The organism is Clostridioides sp. LIBA-2809 (assembly GCF_056688965.1).
Window position 1 is genome coordinate 1996150 of sequence record NZ_CP197004.1, and the last position, 21595, is coordinate 2017744.

22 protein-coding genes are annotated in these 21595 nt (G+C 26.5%); 19 read left to right on the forward strand and 3 right to left on the reverse strand.

All coding sequences use genetic code 11. The features are described from left to right. Positions 1–107: 107 nt before the first annotated feature. Positions 108–518, forward strand: coding sequence for an SdpI family protein (locus ACTG44_RS09580; RefSeq protein ID WP_479921637.1), 411 nt, complete (start codon positions 108–110; stop codon positions 516–518). 54 nt (positions 519–572) lie between these two features. Here the strand turns inward: ACTG44_RS09580 and ACTG44_RS09585 are convergent, their stop codons facing one another. Beyond that, complete coding sequence (locus ACTG44_RS09585) at positions 573–1433, reverse strand: YitT family protein (protein WP_479918693.1); 861 nt, start codon at positions 1431–1433, stop codon at positions 573–575. A gap of 148 nt (positions 1434–1581) precedes the next feature. Here ACTG44_RS09585 and ACTG44_RS09590 point away from each other — a divergent pair, with 148 nt between their 5' ends. Together ACTG44_RS09590 and ACTG44_RS09595 are read left to right on the forward strand one after the other, a co-directional pair. Beyond that, complete coding sequence (locus tag ACTG44_RS09590) at positions 1582–2472, forward strand: MBL fold metallo-hydrolase (protein WP_479921638.1); 891 nt, start codon at positions 1582–1584, stop codon at positions 2470–2472. Between the two features lie 279 nt (positions 2473–2751). Then, on the forward strand, positions 2752–4497 hold the full coding sequence (locus ACTG44_RS09595; protein ID WP_479921639.1) for a cell wall-binding repeat-containing protein: 1746 nt from the start codon (positions 2752–2754) through the stop codon (positions 4495–4497). 85 nt (positions 4498–4582) lie between these two features. Here the strand turns inward: ACTG44_RS09595 and ACTG44_RS09600 are convergent, their stop codons facing one another. Continuing rightward, on the reverse strand, positions 4583–5185 hold the full coding sequence (locus tag ACTG44_RS09600; protein ID WP_479918696.1) for a flavodoxin family protein: 603 nt from the start codon (positions 5183–5185) through the stop codon (positions 4583–4585). Positions 5186–5645: 460 nt separating this feature from the next. Here ACTG44_RS09600 and ACTG44_RS09605 point away from each other — a divergent pair, with 460 nt between their 5' ends. Continuing rightward, complete coding sequence (locus ACTG44_RS09605) at positions 5646–6857, forward strand: diaminopimelate decarboxylase family protein (protein ID WP_479921640.1); 1212 nt, start codon at positions 5646–5648, stop codon at positions 6855–6857. A 129-nt stretch (positions 6858–6986) separates the two neighbouring features. Here ACTG44_RS09605 and ACTG44_RS09610 read toward each other — a convergent pair whose 3' ends face one another. Continuing rightward, positions 6987–7466 carry a DUF2798 domain-containing protein gene (locus tag ACTG44_RS09610; protein ID WP_479921641.1) on the reverse strand — a complete coding sequence of 160 codons (480 nt, stop codon included), beginning with the start codon at positions 7464–7466 and terminating at the stop codon, positions 6987–6989. Between the two features lie 242 nt (positions 7467–7708). Here ACTG44_RS09610 and ACTG44_RS09615 point away from each other — a divergent pair, with 242 nt between their 5' ends. The 15 genes from ACTG44_RS09615 (at position 7709) to yaaA (ending at position 21578) form a co-directional block, all read left to right on the forward strand. Continuing rightward, the gene (locus tag ACTG44_RS09615; RefSeq protein ID WP_021384623.1) at positions 7709–7906 is read left to right on the forward strand and encodes a hypothetical protein; all 198 of its coding nucleotides are present in this window, start codon (positions 7709–7711) and stop codon (positions 7904–7906) included. Between the two features lie 33 nt (positions 7907–7939). After that, on the forward strand, positions 7940–8911 hold the full coding sequence (locus ACTG44_RS09620; protein WP_479921642.1) for an MFS transporter: 972 nt from the start codon (positions 7940–7942) through the stop codon (positions 8909–8911). Between the two features lie 562 nt (positions 8912–9473). Further along, a complete protein-coding gene (locus ACTG44_RS09625; protein ID WP_021384626.1) occupies positions 9474–9851 on the forward strand; it encodes a BlaI/MecI/CopY family transcriptional regulator in 378 nt (125 codons plus the stop codon). 487 nt (positions 9852–10338) lie between these two features. After that, complete coding sequence (locus tag ACTG44_RS09630; RefSeq protein WP_479921643.1) at positions 10339–10998, forward strand: histidine kinase; 660 nt, start codon at positions 10339–10341, stop codon at positions 10996–10998. A 421-nt stretch (positions 10999–11419) separates the two neighbouring features. Beyond that, on the forward strand, positions 11420–11761 hold the full coding sequence (locus ACTG44_RS09635) for a LytTR family DNA-binding domain-containing protein (RefSeq protein ID WP_021384618.1): 342 nt from the start codon (positions 11420–11422) through the stop codon (positions 11759–11761). A gap of 101 nt (positions 11762–11862) precedes the next feature. Next, on the forward strand, positions 11863–12321 hold the full coding sequence (locus tag ACTG44_RS09640; RefSeq protein ID WP_479921644.1) for a DUF1653 domain-containing protein: 459 nt from the start codon (positions 11863–11865) through the stop codon (positions 12319–12321). A 197-nt stretch (positions 12322–12518) separates the two neighbouring features. Next, a complete protein-coding gene (locus tag ACTG44_RS09645) occupies positions 12519–13160 on the forward strand; it encodes a histidine phosphatase family protein (protein WP_479921645.1) in 642 nt (213 codons plus the stop codon). 23 nt (positions 13161–13183) lie between these two features. Further along, positions 13184–14437 (forward strand): BaiN/RdsA family NAD(P)/FAD-dependent oxidoreductase, encoded by a 1254-nt coding sequence (locus ACTG44_RS09650; protein ID WP_479920223.1) that lies wholly within the window; start codon positions 13184–13186, stop codon positions 14435–14437. 48 nt (positions 14438–14485) lie between these two features. Beyond that, positions 14486–15136 carry a (d)CMP kinase gene (cmk, locus tag ACTG44_RS09655; protein WP_021384609.1) on the forward strand — a complete coding sequence of 217 codons (651 nt, stop codon included), beginning with the start codon at positions 14486–14488 and terminating at the stop codon, positions 15134–15136. Positions 15137–15184: 48 nt separating this feature from the next. After that, positions 15185–15781, forward strand: a complete 597-nt coding sequence (locus ACTG44_RS09660; protein WP_021384627.1) for a lysophospholipid acyltransferase family protein — start codon at positions 15185–15187, stop codon at positions 15779–15781. Positions 15782–15793: 12 nt separating this feature from the next. Further along, on the forward strand, positions 15794–16633 hold the full coding sequence (locus ACTG44_RS09665; protein WP_021384615.1) for a 4-hydroxy-3-methylbut-2-enyl diphosphate reductase: 840 nt from the start codon (positions 15794–15796) through the stop codon (positions 16631–16633). Between the two features lie 247 nt (positions 16634–16880). Next, positions 16881–18026 (forward strand): putative manganese transporter, encoded by a 1146-nt coding sequence (locus ACTG44_RS09670; RefSeq protein WP_479918699.1) that lies wholly within the window; start codon positions 16881–16883, stop codon positions 18024–18026. A 374-nt stretch (positions 18027–18400) separates the two neighbouring features. Further along, a complete protein-coding gene (gene ade, locus ACTG44_RS09675; RefSeq protein ID WP_479918700.1) occupies positions 18401–20098 on the forward strand; it encodes an adenine deaminase in 1698 nt (565 codons plus the stop codon). A gap of 262 nt (positions 20099–20360) precedes the next feature. Next, entirely contained in the window at positions 20361–20825 is a 465-nt protein-coding gene (bcp, locus tag ACTG44_RS09680; RefSeq protein ID WP_021384605.1) for a thioredoxin-dependent thiol peroxidase, read from the forward strand. A 9-nt stretch (positions 20826–20834) separates the two neighbouring features. After that, entirely contained in the window at positions 20835–21578 is a 744-nt protein-coding gene (yaaA, locus tag ACTG44_RS09685) for a peroxide stress protein YaaA (protein ID WP_479918701.1), read from the forward strand. Positions 21579–21595 lie beyond the last annotated feature (17 nt).

Sequence of the window (21595 nt, forward strand, 5' to 3'; positions counted from 1 at the left end):
TTATATGATTTAAAATAAACTGTGGCACTATACAGTTGGATTCAAATTTGATTGTTATAAAATAGAGCAGATGATATAATTAAGGATAATAATTATAAAATTTTAGAATGTTATATTTAAGTTCAAGTACAGCTAGAAAAATTCACATAAAGGCTGGGGGAGTTATGATGGAAATATTTTGGATTATCGATATGATACTACCAATAATGATTATATTAATAGGAATTTCATATAAATATAGAGCTCCAAAAGATATAAATAAATTTCATGGATATAGAACTAAAGAGTCAATGAAATCTGAAGAGGCTTGGGACTATGCACATAGTTATGGGGCAAATATATGGATTATTACAGGCATTATTTTGGCAATTGTTATTTTTTTTAATAAGATGTTTATAGAAATAAGTCCTGAATACTTAAGTTTGATAAATATTATAATTAGTCTAATTGGGATGGTAATTCCAGTACCAATTATTGATAATAAGATGAAAAAGAAGTTTAAAAGCAGGCATAATTAACATATAAAAAGCTCTGTTTATATATGTTAATTATGCCTGCCATTTGTTTTGTACTTATTCTATTTTTTTAAATCCATTACCCAAAGCTTCATGTATATCTGTAATTATAATAAATGCATTGGGGTCGACATTTTTTACTAATTTTTTTAATTCGACAACTTCTTTCTTTTCAACTACCACTAAGAGCACATTCTTATTTTCTCCAGTATAAGCACCTTCGCCTTTTAGAATAGTTGCACCTCTATCTAAATCTTCCATTATTTTTTTACTTATATCTTTTGAAAGGTCAGATATGATAGTGAATGATTTTGAATAATTAAATCCTTCAATAAGTAAGTCACTAACTTTTACTAAAATATATAAAGCTACAGTTGAATAAAGTGCAATTTCAACCTGTCTATTTACTATACCTGATAGAACTACTACGACACAGTCAACAATTCCCATCAAAACAGGTATACTAAATGTAGGAAAATATTTATTTAGTAGGAGTGCCATCAAATCAGTTCCACCTGTAGAGCCATTTATTCTAAAAATAAGACCTTGACCAACTCCCATTAAAATAGAACCAGATATAATTGCAAGATACATATCATTTGTGATATCTAGTGTAGCCATATTTGCAGTAAGTTTAAGTGCTATAGTAAGAAAAATTATTCCTAAAACTGTTTTAAAACAATCTTTCTTTGAAAGTATCTTGTAAGCAAATATGAATAATGGAATATTTAAAATTAAATTGACAATCCAAAGTTCTACACCAAATAATGAGTTAAAAACAACTCCAAGTCCTGTTATACCACCAGCAGCAATTGCATGTGGATTAAAAAACAAGTTAAGAGAAATTGCCATTAATATACAGCCTACAATTAATATTAAAATTTCTGAAAAGGTTATTCTATCTTTTTTCAATAACATCACTCCTTATATATAGATTATAATATATATTATATAGTTTTTCCAATTTTTAATAAAAAAAATAAAAATATATTATAAAAATAATTTGATTGGAATTTTCTGAAAATTAATGATATAATTAAAAATAAATTTAAAGGGAGGTTATAAAATGGCTAAATTAACTCTAGAACATATAAAAGGAAACACATATTATATTCCACTCCCTACAATAGTAGGTGTATATGCAGATGGTAATGATGCGATTTTAATTGATAGTGGAAATAACAAAGATACAGCTAGACAGGTTCTAAGATTATTAGAAGAGCATAATTTAAATCCTAAATTAATAATAAACACTCATTCAAATGCAGACCATATAGGAGGAAATGCATACTTGAAGAATCAGACAAAATGCAAGATTGCTACAACTAAAATGGAAGGATATTTTACAGAAAATCCAATACTAGAATCAGCATTCTTATATGGAGGTTATCCAAGTAAAGCACTTAAAAACAAGTTTCTATTAGCAAAAGAAAGTGAAGTTGATTATATTATACCTTTAAATGGAAAAATTGTAGATACAGAACTTGAAGCAATTTCTCTTCCAGGTCATTATTTTGAAATGATTGGTATTAGAACTCCAGATAATGTTTTGTTTGTTGCAGATAGTCTTACACCAGAAAATATAATTACGAAATATCATTTTTTCTTTCTATTAGATATAGAATCACAATTTAAGACGCTAGATAAAATGAGAACTTTAGAAGCGGATTTTTTTGTTCCAAGTCATTCTGTTAAAATGACAGATATAAAAAATTTAATTGATACTAATAAAAAGAAAATGGAGGAAATAATAGATAATATTAAAAAAGTTTGTTTTGAACCAATTATGATTGATGAAGTTATTGAAAAGATGTGTGATTTATATAATGTCAAACTTGATGCTAATCAATATGTATTAGTTGGAAGTACAATACGTTCTTATATAACATATTTATATGAAAATAATATGGTTGAATATGTATTTGATGGTGGTAAGATGATGGTGAAAACTGTATAAGTATTAGTTAGAAAATAAGATAAAAATGAAATTTATTACTAATTAATTGCTAAAAATAGATAACAGTACCTCTTAAAGCTTATAAAAGTCTTAATTATAAATTTAGTTTTTGCTTTATAGCCAATAAATTTTATAGTGAATAAAATAATTGATATAAAGTGACTTATAATTTTAGAAAAATAGATATTTGATTATAAAATTATGTTATAATTTGTAAATAAGAGGATAAGTTATAAGCAAATTAAAGAATTTAATTTATAGGGGGAAATAGTAGAGATTATGAATAAAAAATTCAAAAAATTCAGTAAAAAAATAAGCATATCAACTTTGGCTTTGACCATGTTTTTTTTAAATAATCTAACTGTAAATGCACAGTTTAAAGAGGATTCAATAACAGGAAATGATAGGTATGAAACAGCAGGACTTATAGCAGATAGGCAGACTTATGATACTGTAATATTAGTTAATGGAGATAAAAGCTTATCTGATGGTCTTTCGTCAAGTGGGTTAGCTGGGGCTATTAATGCACCCATACTTTTAACTAAAAAAAATGAAATACCAAAAGCTACTTCAAACAGACTGGATAATAAGACCTTGAATGCTGTAAAAAAAGTATATATAATTGGTGGTTATAATACTATTGAAAATTCAGTAGAAAAAGATATAAAAAGAAAAGGTATTGAAGTTGAAAGAATAAATGGAAATAATAGAATTGAAACTAGTTACAATGTAGCAAAAAAAATAAATGAAGTAAGTAAGGTAAAAGAAGTCATGCTGACAAATGGATTTGTAGGAGAGGCTGATGCTATGAGTGTAGCACCTGTAGCTGCAAAAAACAAAGGAGCCATAATACTTACAGATGGTAAATCAATTCCATTTAGTGCTAAAGGCTTAAATGTTTATGCTATAGGGGGTAAGTCTGCAATAAATGAAGACTTAGTAGAGAAAACTAATGCAACTAGAATTGGTGGAAATGATAGATTTGAAACTAATAAAAGGGTAATAGAGAAGTTTTATAATGGAGCAACTGATTTTTACATAACAAAGGGTTATCAACTAGTAGATGCACTGACACTATCTCCTTTAGCTAAAGAGAAACCAATTGTTTTAGTTGCTGATGGAAGTAATAAAGGGGTTCTAAAAGGAGCTAAAAGCATAACAAAAGTTGGAGGAATTGATGCTAATACATACAAACAATGTCTAGATGTAGTGGAATATAATGATATGAACATAACTCCTAATATTGTAAAACATCTAACTTCAATTGAAGGGAATGAAGTTTCTCAAGTATCTATAGAGATAGATAATTTAGGTGTAGTTGTTGAAAAGACAAATACTAATAAATTCGAATTTGATTATGTAAGTGTAACTAATGAAAAAAATTGTACTTTTTCTGTGAACAAAGAGGAATCTTCTAATAATATAAAAAGTGGGAAATTGGTTGTAAGTGCTAAGAAAAAAATAGAGAAGCAAGATAGCTCTTTACAAGATATGAATGGCGATAATATGATAAGTGCAAATAAGGATAAAATGGTAAATGTTATAAGGATTGGGATTCCTGATAAAGTGTATTCTAATTTTAACGTAGATGTTGAAAGCGGTGTAGTGCAACTTTATAATATTAAAGGTGGAGCTACAGTTGATGTTAATAATGGAATTGCAAAAATTGTCGATAGTAGTGTAACATACCCTTTTAATATAAATACTAATGATGGTATTTCAGGTGTAACAGCTGAAACTATATCATCTGAAATAAAATTTAGAGTCAATGATGGAATTGTAGATGTAACAGCTACGAACATAAGCGGAGATATAAGTTTATTTGGCAAAGATGGCAAAGATAATTTTGATGGAATCTTTAAATTAAACTTGAAAAAAGAACCAGCAAATTTACACTTGAAGTTGATTGGAAATGGATTAAATAAGTTACCAGATGGTTGGTCTAAAGATTATATTTTAGGAAATGGGCATCCAGTTATTGAAGTTAAAAATAATGGTATAAATAATATAACACTTGGAGAATAAAATATATTAAAATAAAGCTTATATAAATTTTAAATTATATAAGCTTTACTTACATTATTAACATTTTACTTATAGCATTATGTACTTAACAGTTATCTGCATTAGATGAATTATCTAAAACATTATAAATTTGTTTTGCGAATTGACGAGAATGTTCTTCTTTTTCTGTATCCATGAAATTAGGTTTACCTAAGTCACGCTCAACAAGCATTCCTATATATTTTAACTGAGAATGTTTACAATATCTCTTGACACCGTTTTCCCAAATGTCAGCACCTTTTTCAGGTTTATATCCACATGTTGTAATAAGTGCTAATGATTTTCCTGCCCATAGTGCAGGTCCTTTTTCATCACCATAGTATTTGTTCATTCCATACACTAATCTATCAAGTAATGATTTCATTGGTGAAGTGCAGTACCAAGAATAAATTGGAGTTGCAAAAACAATTAAATCACACATAAGAATTTTCTTGAAAATTTTCTGAACATCATCTTCGTGATAACATCCAAATTCGGATAAATTTTTCTGACATTTCTTACAGGCAATACAAGGTTCTATTTTACAATCATATAACCATATTACTTCAATATTTGCATTATAATTTTCTAATTCCTCAATAAAAGGTTTTAGAATAGCAGCAGTATTACCTTTTTTCTTAGGACTTCCCATAAGAATACATACTTCCATATTGACACCTCCATAGTATTTTAAAATAGTTTTTAATTATATAACAATATTTGCATAAAAAACTTTTAAAGACAAGTTACATAGAATGAAGTTTATTTTATCATAATACCTTAAAATCAAGAGTATTAGATAAGCGATTTAAAAAAAACAGCTATATTTGTAACTATATAAAATGATAATAAAATTAAAATCATCCATGTAAAAATATGATTTTTATATGGATATACTTTATTAAGCCTTTTCCCAATACGCACAAGTAAAATGTACATCAAAAAGTATACTAAAAAAACCATTAAGAATTTCATAAATAACCTCACAATTTTAGAGTTTAATATAGTTTTAGGATACTATGATAATGCGTTAACAACAATATCCTTTCCAAACTTGTAATAAATTTGAAATAAATTACTAAAAAACTAAGAAAAGATAACTATAATTTTATAAACTTGGAGGTAAAAATATGTACTCAAATAAAGAAATTCAATTTATAGAAGAACATGCACCTTGTTACATATATGATGAGACTAATATAATTGAAAAGTGTAAAGAGCTAAAAAATAATATTTTAGGTTTTGATTTTTTATATTCAATAAAAACAAATCCATATAATAAAATTGTGAGAAGTATTGTATCACAAGGATTTGGGGCAGATGCTGCTTCAATTAATGAGGTGCTACTTTCATCAGAATGTGGAATTGCCAAAGATGATATATATTATTCATCACCAGGTAAAACGGAATCTGACATAGAAACTGTTTTAGATAAATGTATAATTATTGCAGATAGTATTACAGAAATAGAACTTATAAATAAAATCTCAAAAAAAAGTAATAAGAAAACTAAAATAGGAATCAGAATAAATCCTGATTTTACTATGGATGATGATAATGCTATATCAAGTAAATTTGGTATTGATATAGAAGATATTGACAGTGTTTTCAAGATGTTAAGCATTTGTGATTATATATCTATAGTTGGAATTCATATACATATTAAATCTCAGGTATTGGATTTTGAAAAATTAGGATGCTATTATGAAAAATGTTTTCTTATAGCTTTAAACTTAAATAAAAGTAAATATGTTAATATCGAATTCATAAATTTTGGTAGTGGCCTTGGAGTAGTTTATGATAATCTTAGAGAGAATCCACTTAATCTTAAAAAACTTTCAGAATTAACTGAAAAGATTGCCTTAACTAATTCAAAGACATTGAATGCAAGGCTTCTTATTGAATCAGGTCGTTTCATAGTTTGTAAATCAGGTAATTATTATGTCAAAATTGTAGATATTAAAGTATCAAGAGGAAAGAAATATCTTATTGTAAAAAATGGACTTAATGGATTTATGAGACCTATTATTTCTAATCTAGTTGAAAAGGTTACTTGCGGAGTAGAATTAGAAGGTCAAGAACCATTATATACATCAAACCATGCATTTTCTCTTGCAGTATTAAATAATGTAAAAGAAGAAGAGTATGTAAATGTTGTTGGAAATCTTTGCACTTCATTAGATGTAATAGCAAATAATGTAAAATTGAAAAAAGCAAATATAGGGGATTTGATTTCGATTAATAACGCGGGAAGTTACTCATATTCTCTATCTCCACTATTATTTTCTAGTTATGAGTTTCCTAAACAATATTATAAGAGAAAAGATGGATACATTGAATAAATTATATTTTAAATATTTAATATAGAATAGATATGATTCTTTATGTATAGTACTGGAAATAAATATAATTTTAATTTAGAGTGATAAAAGGTATAGAGAGTACAATAACTCTTTATACCTTTATTTATTTTAAGAGTTTACTACTTCAATAATTGTACCTTCTGGAAATAATGTTCTAAAAATAAATCTTACTAATGGCCCTGCAATTAATAGCTGTAGTGGCAATGCAACAATAAAATTTTTTGCTATATTTATCATCCATATAGTGATAAGTGTATTAGTACTCCCAAGTGATTTAAGAGCTCCAAATAAAGACATACATATGACCATTCCACAAACCATACAACTAGATATAACAATAGCTTTTATAATTTGTTTAGCATCTGGATTTATAATACGGAATGCTACTTTCTTTGCAATATTAGAAACAATAAACCAGTCAAAAACCATAGCTATAACATATGTAGTTGGGAAGTCCAACCATGCACTTCTAAAGGTATCTAATGAGAATTTATCATGTATAGAAATATTATAAACGCTCATAAAAAATACCATAAAAGCACACATAAGTACTGTAAATATTAAACTTTCTTTTTTATTTTGTGGCATATCATTTACCTCCAAGTGTAATTTATTTATATTAGGATTATACATGAAGAAAAATTTTGTCGTAAGTAAATTTTTTTAAATTTGAAATTTATTTTTGAAATAGACATAAATGAATATAAAAAATTTTTATTTTTTAGAGTTATCCATGGAAATTGGTTTTTTTAAACTTTATAATTAATAGTATAAAAGTAATTAAATTATAGTGTTATCAAAAAAATAAAATATAGGGAGGGTAGTTCTATATGGAGTTGTGGAAAAGAAATTTATTTGTATGTTGGATAGGGATGTTCTTTAGTTCTATAGGTATGAGCCAAATAGCACCTATACTTCCACTATATATTAAACAGTTGGGTGTAACTGATGTTGGTTTAATACAACAGTATTCAGGTATAATTTTTGGATGTACTTTTGTAGTAGCAGCATTTTTTTCCCCAATTTGAGGGAAAGCTGCTGATAAATATGGTAGAAAATCAATGCTTCTACGTGCAAGTGTTGGTATGGGAATAGTGATATTTACCATGGCGTTTGTACAAAATGTTTATCAGTTATTAGGGTTAAGGATTCTTCAAGGTGTTTTTACAGGTTATGCTACTGCATGTACTACACTGATTGCAACTCAGACAGATAAAAATCACTCTGGTTGGGCTTTAGGTACACTTGCAACAGCGTCAACTACTGGTTCATTAATTGGACCAACAGTAGGAGGATATATAGAATCAATTTTAGGACTTAAAAGTGTATTTATTATAACAGGAGGATTGTTATTTGTATCATTTATAATATCTATTCTATTTGTAGTAGACAATTTTAGACCTAAAGAAATAAAAGAGTCAATTTCTGTACCTAAGGAACCATTAAATCCATTACCAAATAAGTTTTTAATTGTATCAATTTTTGTGACTACATTTATTACTCAGCTAGCGTTATATTCTATAGAGCCAATTGTAACAATATATATATCACAGCTTACAAATTTTGCATCAAATGTGGCTTTAATAGCGGGGTTAACATTTTCTGCATCTGGGTTAGCAAACTTATTAGCAGCTCAAAAACTTGGAAAAATGTCAGATAAAATAGGTCCTCAAAAGGTATTGCTAATTTCACTTTTATGGGCAGGGGTTATATTTATACCACAAGCTTTTGTAAAAACTGCATGGCAATTGATGTTGTTGAGGTTTTTATTAGGACTATCAGTGGCAGGTCTTAATCCTTCTGTAAATAGCTTATTAAAAAAAATTACACCAGAAGAATATGTTGGAAAAATATTTGGATATAATGCATCTGCCCAGTATATAGGCTGTTCATCAGGAGCTTTTTTAGGGGGACAAATATCAGCTCACTTAGGTATTAGAACAGTATTTTTCTCAACAAGTCTATTATTATTTATGAATGCACTTTGGATGTATAAATTTACTGGATTGTTTACTAGGAATAAAGTAAAATAATTTTTAAATTTTGATAAATAAAGAAGAGTAGTTTTAGTATTATATAAAAAAACGAATTAAGGTTATATATAAAAGAATTCATTTTTATGAATTCTTTTGTTTTTATTAGCCCTAAAATTGTGTTTTTACAATATCCTTGTGCCATTTACTCACCTGTTGTATAATAGTAGAAATTATAAAAATATAGACTTCAGTATATTTTAAATTAGTGTTTTTTATATTTCAATATAACTGTAACAAAAGTTTTATAGAATTCTTTACTATAATGGAGAATATTTTATAGAAGCTTTAACAGTAAGTAAGATACACTTGAAATATATTGCCGATTTCTATTTATGTATTAAAAAATGTTTAAAATTATAATTTTTTATAGTGTAGATAATATTTCTATATTTAATTTCATAATGTAGAATAAACAATTCTTATGTAATTTATTATAGAATTATCTCAAAAAATAGTTTATGGTAAAAATTGGAAAATATTATTATCGACAAAATCTTTGACTTAAAAACTATATTGCGATAGTATTAATTTAATAAAAGTATGAGAGGGGCGTTAGGCTATGACAATTTCAAAAATACCACAAGCAGAATTAAAAGTTATGAAGTTTATTTGGGAAAAAAATGATACTGTAACATCAAAAGAAACTATTGAAGCTATGGAACAAAAATATGGATGGAAACAAACAACTACATTGACACTTTTATCAAGACTTGTTAAAAAACATTTTTTAAATGCAGAAAAAATAGATAGATATACTCATTATACAATAGTTGTTGGACATAAAGAGTATTTAAGTGTTGAGACAAAAGATTTTTTAAGTAATATACATGATAATTCTTTACAGAGTCTGATTTCAGCACTACATGATGATGAAGTCATTGATAAAGATGCATTAGATTTATTTGAAAGTCATTTTAAAGATTTAGAAGAGGAGTAATTAGATAAGCTAAAGCTCTAAACTTTCAATTAATAGATGTCTGAAAAAATCCATAAATGGTATTATTTAATCAGTTACTCACTATTCATAAAGTAATATTAAGTAGGTTCTAATTTAGTAAAATACCTAAAATAATTGGAATAGGGAGTATCAAGTTAAATGATACCACTTATCTTAGTAAATAAAAATTTTTAACATTTAAAATAGTTTTATAACATATCAATATTCCTTAATCTAAATCATTATTTCTATTCAACCATAAATTTGTTTTTGCTATTATAGATGAAGTAAAAGTAAAAAAAATTTATATATTTTAAAATTATCATTAAATATATAGTTGATACTTCATAGGTATTTAAAAAAATTATTAAAAAAATTAGCTAATTATATCAAATTTAATTGTATGTTTATGCTATAATTAGTATGTATTTTTTATTATATTATTTTATAAAAAAAATATAATTTAATCATCTTTGAGGATATTATTATGTTAGATACGCTTATAACAATTGTCTCTTCTATTGTAGAAATATGGGTATGCAAAAAAGTTTTTGATTACACAAGTCAAGCAAAAGCTAATTTAAAAAAATTAAATATATCTTTCTTATTTTCTATTTTTCTTATTATTTCTTCTTTCTATATAAATGTTGGGGCGGATAGTAGAATATGGATATGTATACTTATAACTATTGTTTTTTATAAATCTAATTACAAAGTCAATATATATAAATGTCTGGTAATTTCATTTTTTTATTGGTTGGTATTGATAGGTATAAATGCATTAAGTATGCTATTAGTAATATCAGTAAATAATTTGGATAATATGAACATTTTACTTAGTGGAAATTTATATAGGAATGAGGCTATATTTTTAGGAAAATTAATTTTAGCTATATTGCTTTATATTTATAAAATTTCTCGTAAAAATTTTAAAATCAGTAAAAAAGAAATATACATATGTATTCCTATTATAGCAAATTTATTGTCATTTTTTATACTCTATGATTATATCATCAATCTTGTTAAAATTTCTCCAGAGAAAAGAATTGCTTTTTTAGCAATAGTTTTCTTATTAATATTATCTAATATTTCAATATTTGTATTAATACGTATAATACTTAAGATTAAAGAGAAAAAAATAATATAAATTGCTAGGTATAAAAGGAGATAGCAAATATGTTTAGTTGCTATCTTCTAACAAAATTCATTTTATCTAAAAAATCACTTGTAAATAGACATGTCATATAAATAAATTAAGCTACCCCTTCAAATATAATTTCTAACAAAATTCATTTAAATAAAAAGTTAATAATTACTTCTTTATGTATAATTTTACATAGACTTATAGAAAAGTTATTTTATTAAAGACATATATAAATATATATATAAATATAATCTAAAAAAGTATTTTTAACTTTAAAAAATAATGTGAAAAAGTAAACAGATACTACAATATCAAAAGTAATACTTTAAATATCTTAAATGAGTCAATCTTACATATATTTCCGATAGATTATATTGATAAAAAACACTAAAATTAAATTAATAAAGTACTTGGAGGGATGACAATGAAAGATGAAAATTTTATTAATATTGAATACGAAGATAAACGTTTTTCAATTAATATCAAAGAGATACTATACATAGAAAAGCAAGAATATGAATCAAAGATTTATACAGAAAGTGGCACTTACGAAGTTGGAGAAAATGCTCCTAGTATAAGAAAATTAATGAAAGAAGAAAATTTTTTCAAATGTAGTAATAGTTATATTGTAAATTTAGACAAGTGTGAATTTTATCTTAGCAATAATTGTATTTTTGTAAATAATAATTTTATAAGAGTTTTGGGTTCAGAAAGAAAGAAGAAGTTAAAAAAGAAATTAGAAAAATTATATAATTATGAAGATTAATCTTGAGAGGCTGTATTTTATACGGCCTCTTTATTTATTGTATTATTAATAAATTTGAAGTTATGATAAAATATAAAACAAGTAACTTATTTAAATATAAAATGCTTTTTAAGAGAAAGGAAAGAGATATGAGAGATTATAATAAAATGGTTGAATCAAAAAATTACTTAGATATAAATAAAAGAAAATTAAAATATCCTTGTATCTATAAACATTTTAAAGGAAAGTATTATGCTACAATGGGACTTAGTAAAGCCGTTGATAATAGCAATATAGAAAACATATGCAAACTATACAGTAGAGAAGATTTAATTAAAAATAAATATAAGTTAGTTATTAGACATACTGAAAGAGAAGGCGATATATATGTATATATAGATTTAGATGGGAAGTTTTATCATAAAGAAGAAGAAGACAAGAATGATTTAGTTCTATATAAGACTTTATACGATGATACAGGTATATTTGCAAGACCATTAGATATGTTTTTATCAAAAGTAGATACAGATAAATATTTTAATCCAATTCAGAAATACAGATTTGAAGAATTTTATAAGTAATGTATGAAATTTTTATAGATGTATAAAAATCTTGTTATAGGACAATAACTCGTGTAAATATAAATAATATTTATTGAAAATAATATACTAGATTAAATTATAAAATGGAAACAAAGTAAAGTATTCTATGATATAATTAAGTTTTGAGAAGTAACAATTTATATTTAATAAAAATAGGCATATATTTAGGAGGGCATATGGGAAATACTTTTTATATAGTAAGACATGGACAAACAGATTGGAATCTTTTAGGAAAAACACAAGGTCATGGCAATTCAGACCTTACTCCTCAAGGGGTAGAACAGGCAAAGGAACTATCTGAAGATATAGGCAAATATTCGATTGATTATATTTTTAGTAGTGACTTAGGGCGAGCAATGCAAACGGCTCAAATTTTAGGTGATAAACTTGGCCTTGAAGTTCAAAAAACTGAAGCTCTTAGAGAAATGGGTTTTGGCGTTTGGGAAGGTCTTTTAATAAAAGAAATTCAAAAAGACTATTCAGATATATATTCAACATGGAGAAATGAACCACACTTAGTAAATATACCAGAAGGAGAAACTCTTAAACTTATAAAAGATAGAGTAGATGCCTTTATAAAAGAATTAAATACAAAATATGATAATAAAAATATAATTCTTGTTACTCATTCAATTACATTAAGAGTTATGTTATTGTCATTTTTAGAGTCAGGAATGGAAAACATATATAGAATTAAACAAGATAATACTGCTTTAAATATAGTAGAATTTAAAGATTATGGTCCTGTTATAATAAAAATGAATGATACAAGCCATATAAAAAATCATGTAAAGATAAATAATTCTGCATTAGAGTAGGAATCAATTATAAGGAGAAATTTATGAGCAAAGTTATAGTAGTTGGTGGGGGTGCTTCTGGAATGATGGCAGCTTTATCAGCTTCGAAAAATAATAATGAAGTGATATTAATTGAGAGAAATGGAGAATTAGGAAGAAAACTAAGAGCAACTGGTGGAGGTAGATGTAATTTTACCAATAACAGGGAAATAGAAGATTTTTTTGATAAAGTTGTAAACAATAAGAAATTTCTCTATAGTAGTTTCTATTCATTTACAAATAAAGACCTTATCTCATATTTTGAAAGTAAAAATTTAGAATATAAGATTGAAGAAGAAAATGACCATAAAGTATATACTAAAAATGATAAATCTATAGAAGTAATAGAAGTATTAAATAAAGATTTAATCAACCACAATGTTAAGATAATGTATAACAAAAAAGTTATAGACATTATAACTGAAGAAACCAATGCAAAAGATGATTCTAACAAGGATAAGTTAAAGTATATAATAAAAGGAGTCATTTTAGATAATGGAGACAAGATATTTGGAGATAAGGTCATTATATCTACTGGAGGAGTAAGTTATTCTAAAACGGGTTCAGATGGCTCAATGTACAAGATTCTTCAAAATCATGGACATACATTAAATAGACTATATCCAGCTTTAGTTCCACTTACAATAGAAGAAAAATGGATTAAAAATTTACAAGGAATATCTATGAAGAGTGTAGAAATATCTTGTAAGATTAAGAAAAAGAAAATATCAAAAATAGGAGATATGTTATTTGCACATTTTGGAATAACAGGACCCTGTGTGCTTATAATGTCCTCTTATATTAATAAGATTATTGAAAAAGAAAAGGTAGAATTAAATATAGATTTTTTACCAAATTTAAATGCTGATGAAATCTCTAGTAGAATCAGAGAATTCCCAAATAAAAATATCATAAATAATCTTAAACAAATACTACCTCAAAATTTCTTAAAGGAAATTCTTGCTTTGTTATCTTTGAATGATAAAAAAGCAAGTGATTTATCTAAGGTAGATGAAATTAAAATTATTGAGTATATAAAAAATATGAAGCTGACTTGTAATGGAACCACAGGCATAAACACTGGTATGGTTACTTCTGGTGGCATCTCAGTTAAAGAAATTAACTCTTCCACTATGGAGTCTAAATTAATTAAGAATTTATTTTTTACAGGTGAGGTAATTGATATAGATGCAGAAACTGGTGGATACAATTTACAAATAGCTTTTTCAACTGGATATCTTTCGGGTATTAGTGTATAAGGGTAGTTTTTAATTAATAATTAAATATGAATAAATAGAGGTGTATATATGGGTAATTTAGTTATAGCTGTAGATGGTCCAGCAGGGGCTGGGAAAAGTACAATAGCTAAGATAGTAGCAAAAAAGCTAGATATAAATTATATAGATACAGGTGCTATGTATAGAGCAGTTACTTATAAGTGTTTAAAAAGTAATATTGATGTCAATAATGAGGAAGAAGTTATTAAAATAGCTAAAAATTCTGATATAGATTTTAAGAATAATAATATATACTTGGATAAAGAAGTTATAAATGAAGAAATAAGAACAATAGAAGTAAGTAATAATGTTTCTGCTGTAGCCAAGATAAAAGAAGTAAGACAGTTAATGGTTGAAGTTCAACGAAGAATAGGAACAAAAAGTTCAGTAATATTAGATGGTAGAGATATAGGTTCATATGTTTTCCCAAATGCAGATTATAAGTTCTTTTTAGTAGCTACTCCAGAAGAAAGAGGAAGTAGACGTTATAAAGAACTTTGTAATAAGGGATATAATACTACTTTAAAGGAAGTAATTGAAGATATAATAAAACGAGATGAAATTGATTCAAATAGAGAATTTGCTCCATTAGTGAAAGCTAATGATGCACTAGAAATAGATACTACAGGGAAAACCATAGAAGAGGTTGTAGATGAAGTTGTCTCTAAAATAAATCTTTAGTTTGATGTATCGTGATAAAATATAATGTAGTATTGAAGGGAGATAAACGTGAACTTTTATAGATTTGCAATAACTATTTTTAAAGGTTTTTCTAAACTGTTTTTTAAGTATGAAGTTATAGGTGCTGAGAATATCCCAGATAGAGGAAATATAGTAGTAGCCTCAAATCATAAGTCTAATCTTGACCCTGTATTTTTAGCTGCTGCTATAGAAAATAGAGAAATAGCTGCAATTGCAAAGAAAGAATTATTTAAGATTAAGCCATTAGGATTTATATTAAAAAAATTGCATGTTATGCCTATAAATAGAGAAAAACCAGATGTATCTACAATAAAAACTATTTTAAGGTCTATTAGAGATGGTTATATACTAGGTATATTTCCAGAAGGGACTAGAATTAAAGGCGATTCTTTTGGTAAAGCTAAAGCAGGTCTTTCTGTATTTACAATAAAGAGTAAGTCTAAAGTTGTTCCAGTATCAATAATATCTAAATATAAACTATTTAGTAAAGTAATTGTATATATTGGAGAACCGATATCGTTTGAAGAACATTTTAAAGAAAAATTGAGTAATGATGACCATGAAAGAATATCACAAGAGATTTTAGAAGTAATAAAACAAAATTACTTTAAATATTCAAAATAAGGGGGGAAACTTGTGAATGTAAAAATAGCAAAAAATGCTGGCTTTTGTTTTGGAGTTAAAAGAGCAATGAAAATGGCGTGGGATGAAGTAGAAAAGAATGCTTCTGGCATATATGCTTTAGGACCTCTTATTCATAATAAACAAGCAGTAGCAAAGTATGAAGAAAAAGGTCTTAAGACTGTAGATGAAATTGATATAATACCAAATTATGAAAATATGATAATAAGGTCTCATGGAGTTCCTGAGAAGATATATAAAGAGGCAAAAGATAAAAAATTAAAAATAGTAGATACTACATGTCCATTTGTAAAGAAAATACATACAGTAGTAAGTGAGTATCATAATAAAGGTTATGAAATAATAGTTATTGGGGATATGAAACATCCAGAAGTCATAGGAATAAATGGATGGTGTGAAAATTCAGCAATAATAATAAAGACTGTAGAACAGATGGAAAATATGGAATTGGATAGTTCAAAAAAATATTGTCTTGTTGCACAGACTACAATAAATCCAGATTTATATTCAAGTATAGTTGCTAAACTATCAGATAAACTAGAAGAAATAGTGTTTAATGATACAATTTGTTCAGCTACAAAAACAAGACAAGAATCAGCCAAAGAGTTGGCTAGAGAAGTCGATTGTATGGTAGTTATAGGAGGAAAACATAGCTCTAATACTCAAAAATTAGTAAAAGTTTGTGAAGATTTAGTTCCAACTTTTGCAATAGAAACTAAGGATGAATTGGATGTAGATATGCTTAAAGAATATAAGACTTTAGGTATTACAGCAGGAGCATCTACACCTAATTGGATAATAGAAGAAGTTGTAACATTCATTGAAAATTTATAAATTTAGTAGATAATACAACAGCTGGATATTGTTATAATATAGAACTTATTTATCACATGTGATTTCATATTACATGTGGTAAATAGATAGGCTAATATCAAAAAGTGTGTATCTTAATATGTGAGAAACTAATAATATAAGATGCGCACTTTTTAATATTAGGAATATAAAAGATAAATTGATATTGATTATCAATAACAAATGAAATATAATATAATTATTGTAAAATTAGTAAGGAGGTAAATTAATGGGAATGTTAATATCTGCTTCTGAAGAAGCATTTTTACATGTGGGCTCTATGATTGGGTTTTTTATTTTGTTATTTGGATATATTAACTATAGAACTAGTGGAAATTTTACTAATATCATATCAAAAAACAGAAAACTGCAACCTTTGATAGGAGCTTTAATTGGAGCTATACCAGGCTGTGGGGGAAGTTTAGCAATAATGCCATTATACATAAATGGGAAGTTGAGCTTTGGTGCAATAATTGCAAGTTTAATAGCGAGTATGGGAGATGCTGCATTTGTACTTATCTCAGCAAATATTAAAATGTATTTTTTTGTTACAATAGTTAGTACTATTACAGGAATAATAACTGGTCAGTTAGTGGATTATTTTAAACTTGAAGAAAAATTAGGACTAAAAAAACGAAGAGAATTGGATAAACACAGTATAAATAAAACTAGCTCTAAAGAAGAACATAATCATGATGAAATAATCTTGGACAATCTTGCTAAATCTCATGGGAACACAAATAGACTTGCATTTATAATAACACATGGGAAAGGATATAAAATTTATATAGGAATTATATTAATAGGCTTTATATTTATGTCGCTTGCTCACTCTGGTCTCAATCTTCCTATAATTGAGAAGCTACATTCATTAGAAGAATTGGTAGCAGTTATTGGAATATTATTTTCAATAATTTATATGTGGTGTTTTAAAAAGGTATTTAAAAATTCCAACCAAAAAGAAGAAGAAAATAAAAAGATTTCTCTAAGGGAAATGCTTATACATTCTGTTGGTGAAATATCATTTGTAATTACATGGATTTTTATTGCATATCTTATTTATGATTTGATAATATTAATTTTAGGTGGAGATGAATACTTAGTTAAGTTAGTATTATCAACAGGTGTAATAAGTGTATTCATAGGTGCAGGTCTTGGGCTTATTCCAGGATGTGGTATACAAATTGTACTTATGTCATTCTATTTGAAGGGAACTATACCACTTGGTGCTGTGATAGCTAACTCTATCTCTCAAGATGGAGATGCACTTTTCCCACTTCTAGCAATGGATAAAAAGTCGTCTTTATGGGCTATGATTATTACCACCATACCAGCAATACTTGTAGGTATGATAGTTTATGTATTTTTAGGATAAAGATAGTTATATACAAATAGCGATAAGGGGCTGTTTCAAAATAGAGATAAGCCTCTTTTTTATTGTTGAAATGATAAAAATATATTTGATTTCATACAAAAAAGAGAGCCTCATGAACTAAAAAGTTCATTTGAGACACCTCCTTAATAATGAGTCAATATATAGGAAAAATTTAATACAACTGAACTATTAATGAGAACATGATGAATAATATTATTCCTCATGTTCTCTCTGTTTAAGTAAATGAATAATGGAACAAATTTCAAGTGATACTTTTCATTAAAATTCATATATAATATATATTAATAAATAAAGCTATAATATATAATACGACAAAGTATATTGATATAAAAAACTTAAGAGGAGTTGTAAAAATGAGTATTTTAAAGAGACAGTGTGATGTAGCAAGTGGAAGAGATAAAGCTGACATTGTACTTAAAAATGGAACAATCATAAATGTATTTACAGAAGAACTGATAGTAGGAGACGTGGCAATAGTGGAAGATACTATTGTTGGTATTGGCGATTACAAGGGGAATGTAGAAATTGATTGTAGTGGTAAGTATATATCACCTGGCTTTATTGATGCACATATGCATATTGAATCTACAATGGTAATGCCAATTGAATTATCAAAAAAATTATTAAAATCAGGTACGACAACTATCATAGCTGACCCACATGAGTTGGTTAATGTAAAGGGAGCAAGTGCAATAGATTTTTTATTAGAATCGACAAAAGATATACCACTTAATGTATATATTATGATGCCTTCATCTGTACCTGCCACAAGATTTGAAACTAATGGAATAGGTAAATTTAGTGCAAAAAACATGGAAAAGTACATAAACAATCCTAGGATTTTAGGTTTAGGGGAGGTAATGTGCTTTAATGATGTTATAGATTCTGAAAAAGAAATCTTAGAAAAACTAGAACTTTTTAAAAGTAAAATTGTAGATGGACATGCACCAAATATAAGTGGAAAATCACTTCAAACATATGTGTGCGCAGGAATAGAAAATGACCACGAATGTATAACTTTTGATGAAGTATATGAAAAATTGAGAGCAGGTCTAAAGATTTTAATAAGAGAAGGTAGTGCAGCGAAGAACTTGAAATCCATAGTAAATGGATTGTTAAAGTATAACTTGCCAATTGAAGAATTTATGTTTTGTACAGATGATAAGCATTTAGATGATATAGAAAAACAAGGTCATATAAGATGGAATATAAAATGTGCAATTGATTTAGGAATGGAGCCTATCAAAGCCATAAAGATTGCAACATATAATTCAGCAAAAGTATATGGGCTAAAAAAGATTGGAGCAATAGGAGCTGGTTATAAGGCTGATATTGTTGTGCTGAATAATTTAAATGAAATGGAAGTAGATACTGTCTATAAAGATGGTAAGCTAGTAACTAAAGAAATATTCTCTAATTATAATTATGAAATTAAAGACAAAGAGTTACTTAATACAGTTAAGTTTAAAGATATCAGCAAGGAGAAAATACAGCTAAAATCAAATACAAAAAATTATGTAATGGAAATTGTACCTTATCAAATTTTGACAAATAAATTATATGAATCTATACCAAATGTAGATGGATATTTTGTTCCAAATGAAGATTATTCAAAGCTTTGTGTTGTTGAGAGACATAGAATGACTGGAAACATATCAATTGCTCCACTAAAAGGATTTGGTATAAAAAATGGAGCAATAGCTACTACTGTGGCTCATGATTCTCATAATATAATAGTTGCAGGAGATAATGATGAGGATATAATAATTGCAATAAATTATTTAAAAGATATTCAAGGTGGTTATGTAATTGTATCAAATGGAAAAGTTCTTGCACACTTAAGTCTTCAAGTAGCAGGACTAATTAGTACTCTTCAGGCTGAAGAAGTGCAAGAAACGACTGATAATATGTTGGAGATAGCAAGAAGTATGGGAGTTCCAAAATATGTAGACCCTTTTATTACACTTTCTTTTATGGCACTTCCTGTTGTTCCACAAATAAGACTTACTGATTTGGGTTTGTTTGATGTTGAAGAATTTAAATTTATATAGACTATGAAAATGGTAGTAAATTGACAGTATTTAATATATATTAAATACTGTCAATTTTAATTAATGGATTAGTTAATCTGATTTTAAGTTTAAATACTTTAATCGAGATATTTATGGTATATTTTTAGAATATAAATATTATGAAAATTATATATTGATGAGACTTTATATATAAAAAATAAAAAATTTTATTTATGTACAGATATATAGGGTAATAATATATAATATAAAATTATCAATAAAAACAAAAGGAGAGATATTTATGTTGAGTATAGGAACAAAAGCACCAGAATTTACATTAGAGGATAAAGATGGAAATAAAGTAAGTATGTCTGATTTTAAGGGAAAAAAAGTAGTAGTATATTTTTATCCTAAAGACAATACACCAGGTTGTACACGTCAAGCTTGTGCTTTTAGAAATGCATATGATGGATTTAAAAAGGATGATGTACAAGTTATTGGTATAAGTAAAGATAGTATAAAATCACATCAAAAATTTGCAGAAAAACATGAACTTCCATTTATTTTACTTTCTGACCCTGATTTAGTTGCTATTAAAGCATTTGATGTATGGAAAGAGAAAAAAATGTATGGAAAAACTGCATTGGGAGTTGTGCGTGCAACTTATATCATAGATGAAAATGGAATTATTGAAAAAGTCTTTGAGAAAGCAAAACCAGATACAAATGCACAAGAAATTCTTGAATATTTGGAAAAACAGGAGTAATAAGAATTTATGATTATAATGTTATCACCAGCTAAAAATATGAAGCATATAGAAGCCTTTGATAGAGATTTGAGTTTACCCTGTTTTATAGATAACACAAAAGAAATAGTGGAAAATATAAAGGCATTTAGCATAGAAGATTTTAAAAACAGAATGAAAATCAATGAAAAATTAGCTATATTAAATAAAAATAGATTTGAGAATATTAAGTTTGATACACTTGGAAGCCCTGCAATCTTAACTTATGATGGAATTCAATATAAAAATATAGAGGCAGATAGTTTTACAAAACAAGATGAAGAGTTCGCAGACAATTGTATTCGAATCATAAGTGGATTGTATGGGGTTATAAAACCGTATGACAGTATATATGAGTATAGATTAGAAATGCAGACAAAATTACAGGTACGTGAATTTAAGAATTTGTATGAATATTGGGGAAATAGCATATATGAACAATTAATCAAAGAAAAAAGGGCTATCGTTAATTTGACATCAAATGAATACAGTAAATCCATAGAAAAATTTATTAAAGATAGTGATACATGCATTACATGTACTTTTAAAGTAAGTAAAAATGGTAAATTAAAAGTTGAATCTACACAAGCAAAGAAAGCTAGAGGGATGATGGTAAAGTATATTGTAAAAAACAGAGTAAGAGATACTGAAGAACTCAAAAAATTTAATTTAGGAGGATATAAGTATCAAGAAAATTTATCTGATAATGGTGAGTACATATTTGTAAAAGAGTAGATTTTTATTAAGCATTA